The organism is Stenotrophomonas sp. AS012628 (genome assembly GCF_010608305.1).
GTDB classification, from domain to species: Bacteria; Pseudomonadota; Gammaproteobacteria; order Xanthomonadales; family Xanthomonadaceae; genus Stenotrophomonas; species Stenotrophomonas geniculata.
This window is the reverse complement of sequence record NZ_VMBJ01000084.1, coordinates 1-6,870: the sequence shown is the minus strand read 5'-3', so window position 1 is coordinate 6,870 and position 6,870 is coordinate 1. Positions and strand designations below refer to the sequence as shown.

General features: G+C 66.4%; 6 protein-coding genes. 4 read left to right on the top strand and 2 right to left on the bottom strand.

Going from position 1 to position 6,870, the window contains the following annotated elements; all coding sequences use genetic code 11:
* Window positions 1-167: 167 nt before the first annotated feature.
* On the bottom strand, window positions 168-803 hold the full coding sequence (locus G5A07_RS20900) for a tetratricopeptide repeat protein (RefSeq protein ID WP_191863944.1): 636 nt from the start codon (window positions 801-803) through the stop codon (window positions 168-170).
* Window positions 804-972: 169 nt separating this feature from the next.
* Here G5A07_RS20900 and G5A07_RS20895 point away from each other — a divergent pair, with 169 nt between their 5' ends.
* From G5A07_RS20895 to G5A07_RS20885, 4 genes are all read left to right on the top strand, one after another.
* Window positions 973-4,659, top strand: a complete 3,687-nt coding sequence (locus G5A07_RS20895; protein WP_191863943.1) for an indolepyruvate ferredoxin oxidoreductase family protein — start codon at window positions 973-975, stop codon at window positions 4,657-4,659.
* A 161-nt stretch (window positions 4,660-4,820) separates the two neighbouring features.
* Complete coding sequence (locus tag G5A07_RS20890; protein WP_191863942.1) at window positions 4,821-5,078, top strand: helix-turn-helix transcriptional regulator; 258 nt, start codon at window positions 4,821-4,823, stop codon at window positions 5,076-5,078.
* 3 nt (window positions 5,079-5,081) lie between these two features.
* The gene (locus tag G5A07_RS22540; RefSeq protein WP_262405905.1) at window positions 5,082-5,447 is read left to right on the top strand and encodes a HipA N-terminal domain-containing protein; all 366 of its coding nucleotides are present in this window, start codon (window positions 5,082-5,084) and stop codon (window positions 5,445-5,447) included.
* On the top strand, window positions 5,377-6,057 hold the full coding sequence (locus G5A07_RS20885; protein WP_235652496.1) for a HipA domain-containing protein: 681 nt from the start codon (window positions 5,377-5,379) through the stop codon (window positions 6,055-6,057). The genes G5A07_RS22540 and G5A07_RS20885 overlap by 71 nt, the downstream gene beginning before the upstream one ends.
* Here G5A07_RS20885 and G5A07_RS20880 read toward each other — a convergent pair whose 3' ends face one another.
* The gene (locus tag G5A07_RS20880) at window positions 6,058-6,672 is read right to left on the bottom strand and encodes a DUF938 domain-containing protein (protein WP_010487244.1); all 615 of its coding nucleotides are present in this window, start codon (window positions 6,670-6,672) and stop codon (window positions 6,058-6,060) included.
* Between the last annotated feature and the right edge of the window lie 198 nt (window positions 6,673-6,870).

Below are 6,870 nucleotides of genomic sequence, written 5' to 3'. Positions count from 1 at the left end.
GAGCCGCATGGATGCGGCGACCAAGCCCCCATGGATGGGTTTACGGCGTCCCCGCAAACCCACAGTGCCCCGCCATCCCACCGGAAGACCGCTGTTGCTGTTGCTGTTGCTTTGGCTTTGGCTGTTGCCTCTGCGGGTGCCGGGTGCAACCCGGCCGAACCCCTCCCTCAGGGCCAGGCAGGCGGCGCGGCAACCCACGCCTGCTGCACCTCGGCCAGCGACGCACGCTCGTCCTCCCGCCACTGCGGCAGCAGCTGCCCATAGTTGGCCGTGGTACTCCACTGCGTCGGCTCGGTGCGTACCGCAGCCGCATACCACTGCACCGCCTCCTGCTTCTGCCCCATGCGCCACAGCGCCAGCGCATAGGTCGGCGGTACCCAGCTGGGCTTGCTGCGCGCATTGCCGGCCGAAGCCAGCCACTGTTCCAGCGCTGCCTCCGGCTTGCCCTGGCGCAGCAGGTCCCAGCCGTAGTTCCAGCGCACGCTGCGGCCACTGCTGCTCTGCGCCGGGGCCTCTTTCAGAGCTTCGCCGTACAGCTGCTCGGCCAGTTCACCGCGACCCTGCGCCCCGGCCACCGATGCCAGCTGTACCGTCGCCTCGACCGCGCGGCGGCCGCGTTCACGCAGCTTGACCAGCTGGGCCACCAGGTCATCGCCCTCGCCGTGCACCGCCACCATCGGCGTGGCCGCCGGGTCGTTGTCGAAGTAGAACTCCTGTGGTGCCGGCACGACCGGCGCGGCCCACGCCGTGACCACTCCCGAGGCCAGCAGCACGCTGGCCAGGATCTTTCCTGGAACTGACATCCCTTCTCCCCAGGCCGCAACTGCAGCCTCCCTCTCTCTTCCCGATCCTAACCCCAGCACCGCCACGGGCGCGAGTGCCGGGGCCTGCGCGGCCCCACTGCTACAATTCGCGCCTTTCCCGCCGCGTGCCTGCACGCGGCCGGTGCCAGCCGATCCTACCGGGCCAGCCATGACCAGTACCGCGCAACTCACTTCGCCCTCTTCCGCCGACCTGATCGACCGTGACTACACGCTCGACCACAAGTACACCCGCAACGAGGGGCGGATCTACCTGAGTGGCGTGCAGGCGCTGGTACGGCTGCCCTTGATGCAGCGCCTGCGCGACGCCGCCGAAGGCATCGACAGTGCCGGCTTCGTCAGCGGCTACCGCGGCAGCCCGCTGGGTGGCTTCGATCTGGAGCTGTGGCGCGCGCGCAAGCATCTTGAGGCCGCCAAGGTGAAGTTCACCCCCGGCCTGAACGAGGACCTGGGCGCCACCATGGTGTGGGGCACGCAGCAGACCAACCTGTTCCCCGGCGCCAACGTGCAGGGCGTGTTCGGCATGTGGTACGGCAAGGGCCCGGGCGTGGACCGCTGCGGCGACGTGTTCAAGCATGCCAATGCTGCGGGTACCTCGCGCTACGGCGGCGTGCTGGCGCTGGCCGCCGATGACCATGCCTGCCGCAGTTCGACCCTGCCGCACGGCAGCGAAGACGAATTCGTCAGCGCGATGATGCCGGTGCTGAACCCGGCCGGCGTGCAGGACATCCTGGACATGGGCCTGCTGGGCTGGGCGATGAGCCGTTACACCGGCCGTTGGGTCGGCTTCAAGACGATCGCCGAGACGGTGGAATCGTCGGCCTCGGTGGAGGTCGATCCGCTGGCACGCCGCATCGTGCTGCCGGAAGACTTCGAGATGCCCTCGGGCGGCCTCAACATCCGCTGGCCGGACCCGCCGCTGGACCAGGAAATGCGCCTGCACCGCTACGCGGTGAAGGCCGCGCAGGCCTTCGCCCGCGCCAACGCCGTCGACAAGGTGGTGATGGACGCGCCGCGCGCGCGGCTGGGCATCGTCACCACCGGCAAGAGCTACCTGGACGTGCTGCAGGCGCTGGAATACCTGGGCCTGGATGAAGCCGCATGCGCTGACATCGGCATCCGCGTGTACAAGGTCGGCATGACCTGGCCGCTGGAGCCGGAAGGCATCGCCCGCTTCGCGCAGGGCCTGGAAGACATCATCGTGGTGGAGGAGAAGCGTGCCTTCATCGAGCGCCAGATGAAGGAACAGTTCTTCAACTGGCCGGCCAGCTGGGGCCAGCGCCCGTCCATCGTTGGCAAGTACGACGAGAGCGGTGAATGGATCCTGCCGTCCACCGGTGAACTGACGCCGGCCACCATCGCCGGCGTGATCGGCCGCCGCATCCAGAAGTTCTTCAACAACGAATCGATCGAGCAGCGCCTGCAGTGGATGCAGGAGAAGGAAGCCGAGCTTGCGCTGCCGCGCGCCAGCTTCCCGCGCGTACCGCATTACTGCTCGGGCTGCCCGCACAACACCTCCACCCAGGTGCCGGAAGGCTCGCGTGCGCTGGCCGGCATCGGTTGCCATTACATGGTGACCTGGATGGACCGCAGCACCGATACCTTCACCCACATGGGCGGCGAAGGCGTGACCTGGGCCGGGCAGGCGCCGTTTACCGACACCCCTCACGTGTTCCAGAATCTGGGCGACGGCACCTATTTCCACAGCGGTTCGCTGGCGATCCGCCAGGCGGTCGCCGCCGGCGTCAACATCACCTACAAGATCCTCTACAACGATGCGGTGGCGATGACCGGCGGCCAGCCGGTGGACGGCCCGCTGAGCGTGCCGGACATCGCAAAGCAGATGCGCGCCGAAGGCATCCACACCATCGTGGTGCTTTCGGACAACATCGGCAAGTGGACCGGCCAGCGCGAGCACTTCCCCAGCGATGTCGAGTTCCACGACCGCAGCGAACTGGACGAAGTGCAGAAGCGCCTGCGCGAAGTGAAGGGTGTTTCGATCCTGATCTACGAACAGACCTGTGCCACCGAGAAGCGCCGCCGCCGCAAGCGCGGCAAGATGGAAGACCCGCAGAAGCGGGTGATGATCAATTCGCTGGTCTGCGAAGGCTGCGGCGACTGCGGCAAGAAGAGCTTCTGCGTGTCGGTGCTGCCGAAGGAAACCGAGTTCGGGCGCAAGCGCGAGATCGACCAGTCCAACTGCAACAAGGACTATTCCTGCGTGAATGGTTTCTGCCCGAGCTTCGTCACCGTGCACGGTGGCCAGCCGCGCAAGGGCAGCAAGCGCGATGCCTCCACCCTGCTGGACAACCTGCCGGCGCCGACCATCCGCGGCACCCTGGAACAGCCCTGGAACATCCTGATCACCGGCGTGGGCGGTACCGGCGTGGTGACTATCGGCGCGCTGCTGGGCATGGCCGGCCACCTGGAAGGCAAGGGCGCGACCGTGCTCGACCAGACCGGCCTGGCGCAGAAGGGTGGCGCGGTGACCACGCACATCCGCATCGCCCGCCGACCGGACGACATCCACGCCGTGCGCATCGCCGCCGGTGAAGCCGACCTGGTGTTGGGCTGCGACATGGTGGTGGTCAACGACTACTGGGCGCTGTCGAAGGTGCGTGCCGGCCGTTCGCAGGTGGTGCTGAACACCTACGAAGCGATGCCCGGCACCTTCACCACCCGCCCGGACATGCAGTTCCCCGCCGCCGACATCGTGGCCGGTGTGCGCGTGGCGCTGGGGGGCGAGGAACCGCTGCTGCTCGATGCCACCCAATTGGCCACCGCGCTGCTGGGCGACGCCATCGCCGCCAATCTGTTCATCCTCGGCTACGCGTGGCAGCAGGGCCTGGTACCGCTGTCGTTCGAGTCGCTGATGCGCGCCATCGAACTCAACGGCGCCGCCGTGGCGATGAACCAGCAGGCCTTCGCCTGGGGTCGACTGGCCGTGGTCGACCCGCAGGCCGTGCAGCAGGCCGCCGGCCTGGTGCGCAACCGCCACACCGATACCGAATCCACCCCGGGCCCGCTGCACCCGCTGCCGCCGGGCGAATGGGAAGGCAACGAATGGGGTGCCACCGCCGCACCGCGCAACACCGGTGACGAACGCGAACTGCGTGGCCTGCCCTCGCACGGTGGCGACGTGGCGTTCCTGCCGCTGGACGATGCGCGCCTGTCGCGCTCGCTGGATGAAATGATCGAGCGCCGCGCCGCGTTCCTGGTCGAATACCAGGACGCCGCCTACGCCAACCGCTACCGCAGCCTGGTCGAGCGCGTGCGCGCCGCCGAAGCCGACCGCATCGGTGGTTCCACCGCGCTGACCGAGACGGTGGCCCGCTACCTGTTCAAGCTGATGGCCTACAAGGACGAGTACGAAGTGGCCCGCCTGTACACCAGCGGCGACTTCCAGCGCCGCCTGCAGCAGCAGTTCGAGGGCGACTACCAGCTGCGTTTCCACCTGGCACCGCCGCTGTTCGCCAAGAAGGACGAGCAGGGCCGGTTGCTGAAGAAGGAGTACGGCCCGTGGATGTTCAAGGCCTTCGGCCTGCTGGCCAAGCTGAAGTTCCTGCGCGGCGGCCGACTCGATGTGTTCGGCCGCACCGAGGAACGCCGCATGGAGCGCAAGCTGATCGGCGATTACGAGGCGACCGTGCAGGTGCTGCTGGATGGCCTCGATGACGACCGCCTGGCGCTGGCGGTGGAGATCGCCAGCGTGCCCGAACACATCCGCGGCTTCGGCCACGTCAAGGAAGCCCACTTCGCACAGGCCAAGGCGCGTGAAGCCGCCCTGCTGGCGCAGTGGCGCAACCCGAAGGCGCTGCATATCGTGCAGGTGGCTTGACGCGGCACTGCGTAACGTAAAGGCAACCTATAGGTTGCATAACGGAATTGCAATCGATAGGTTGCCTCCCCAACAAGAAAGCGATAGGTTGCTTGTCGTAAAGCAACCTATCCTTTGCGTACGCGTTGGCGTACGGTCATCTTTCCTGGGGGACTGCCGGTATGGACAGGCCGCTGCACACAGTGAGGACAGCCCAACAACTTGCGCCCCTGATGCGTGCTTTCCGGCGTCAAGCGGGCCTGAGCCAGGCTCAGTTGGCGGAGCGACTTGGCATCAGCCGCCAGGCAGTGGGCGCGCTGGAACGCGACCCTGCATCAGCAAGCTTTGAACGCCTGATGCGGATCTGGGCTGTGCTGGGTCTGGAGGTCAGCCTGCAACAACGAAGTCCCCAGGAGAACCTGTCGTCATTGGAGTGGTGAGCCATGGGTACGCTGCAGGTCTGGATGAATGGTGTAGAGGTCGCACTATGGGATGACGTCCGGAATGGGTCATCCCGGTTGTCGTACGTCAGCCAATGGGTCAGCTCGCCCCAGTCCCGACCGTTGTCGCTCTCGCTCCCCCTACTCCCAGAGGGCGAGAGCCATCGGGGCAACGTCGTCAACGACTACTTCGATAAACTTCTCCCCGACAACGTCACAATACGCAACCGGATCCGCGACCGGTTCGCCACGCGCAGCAGCGATACGTTCGATCTTCTTGAAGCCATTGGTCGGGATTGTGTGGGCGCAGTGCAATTGCTGCCGCCTGCGCATCCACCCGGGGACATCCAGCAGATTCCAGCGGTTTGACCGTCGCCTGTCTGCCGACCGCCAGTGGTGGCTGCGACTGCCACAGGAAGACATGTGCCAGGTCTTTGGTCTGCCCGCTGCCAGAAAGTATGACTCCGATGGCGGCCCCGGCATCGTTGCGATCATGGATCTACTTCGACAGCCCGAACACCCCGAGGATCGCGCGATCTTCTTCAAGACGCAGATTCTTTTCTGGATGCTGGCCGCAACCGACGGCCACGCCAAGAATTTCAGTGTTCACCTGGAAGCCGGCGGACGCTTCCGACTGACGCCCGTCTACGACGTGCTGTCGGTGTATCCCATCCTCGGTAGAGGACCCAATCAACTCGACCCACGAAACGCACAGCTCGCCATGGCCGTGCAGGGCAAGAACCGCCACCGGAAACTGCACCTTGTGCGACGCCGGCACTGGAACGAAACCGCGCGCGCCTGCGGTGTTGCCGATGGTGCAGAACCGTGGATCGAAGCACTGATTGCAGCCGTCGAACCCGCCATCGAGCACGTCACCCATCAGCTCCCAAGCAACTTCCCAGCGAGCGTGTCCGAACCGATTTTCAACGGACTACGTGCTGCAGCCGCTCGACTTTCCAGCATGGCCTCCGACGCATGATCACCCCAGCCGCCAAAGCAGCAGCCGGTTGTTGGCCGGCATCGCCACGTCGCGCAGGCGGGTGAAGCCATTGTCCGCAGCCAGCGCATGCACGGCTTCCACATCGCGGATGCCGCTGCGCGGATCACGCGCCTTCAGCCAGGCATCGAACTGCGCATTGCTGTCACTGGTGTAGCGGCCACCGTAGTTGAATGGCCCGTAGACCGCCAACAGCGCACCGTGACGCAACAGTGGCGGCAGCGCGCCGAACAGTACCTGCACGTACTCCCAGCCCATGATGTGCAACGTGTTGGCGCTGAATGCGGCATCGAACGAGCTGCCCTCCGGCAGGGTCAGGCCCGCTGCCGGCGGCAGTTCCACCTGCAGCGCCACCGGCGGCAGCAGGTTGAGCAGCGCCGCCTCGGCGCGCCACGCCTCGATGCCAGGCAGATGGTCCGGATGATCGCTGGGCTGCCAGCGCAGCCACGGCCAGCGCTCGGCGAAGAAGGCGGCGTGCTGGCCGGTGCCGCTGCCGATCTCCAGCACCCGGTGCCGGTCGCCCATCCAGGGGTCGAGTGCGGTGGCGATCGGTTCGCGGTTGCGCTCGCAGGCTTCTGAATACGGCTTGCTCGACATCAGGACGGGGTCCAGGCGGGGTCAGCCCCATTGTGCACGAGGGGGTGTTGCTCGACAGGGCGGCGCCCTGCACCCGCCGAAGCAACGGCAACAGCAACAGCGGGCTTCCTGTGGGATTGCGGGGTGGGTCCGGTTGCGGGGGACGCCGTAAATCCGTCCATGGAGGCTCGGTCGCCGCATCCATGCGGCTCACGCCCC

Coding starts and splice junctions, on each gene's coding strand:
- G5A07_RS22540 (WP_262405905.1), top strand. CDS start 5,082: ATGGGTACGCTGCAGGTCTGGATGAATGGTGTAGAGGTCGCACTATGG.
- G5A07_RS20900 (WP_191863944.1), bottom strand. CDS start 803: ATGTCAGTTCCAGGAAAGATCCTGGCCAGCGTGCTGCTGGCCTCGGGA.
- G5A07_RS20890 (WP_191863942.1), top strand. CDS start 4,821: ATGGACAGGCCGCTGCACACAGTGAGGACAGCCCAACAACTTGCGCCC.
- G5A07_RS20895 (WP_191863943.1), top strand. CDS start 973: ATGACCAGTACCGCGCAACTCACTTCGCCCTCTTCCGCCGACCTGATC.
- G5A07_RS20880 (WP_010487244.1), bottom strand. CDS start 6,672: ATGTCGAGCAAGCCGTATTCAGAAGCCTGCGAGCGCAACCGCGAACCG.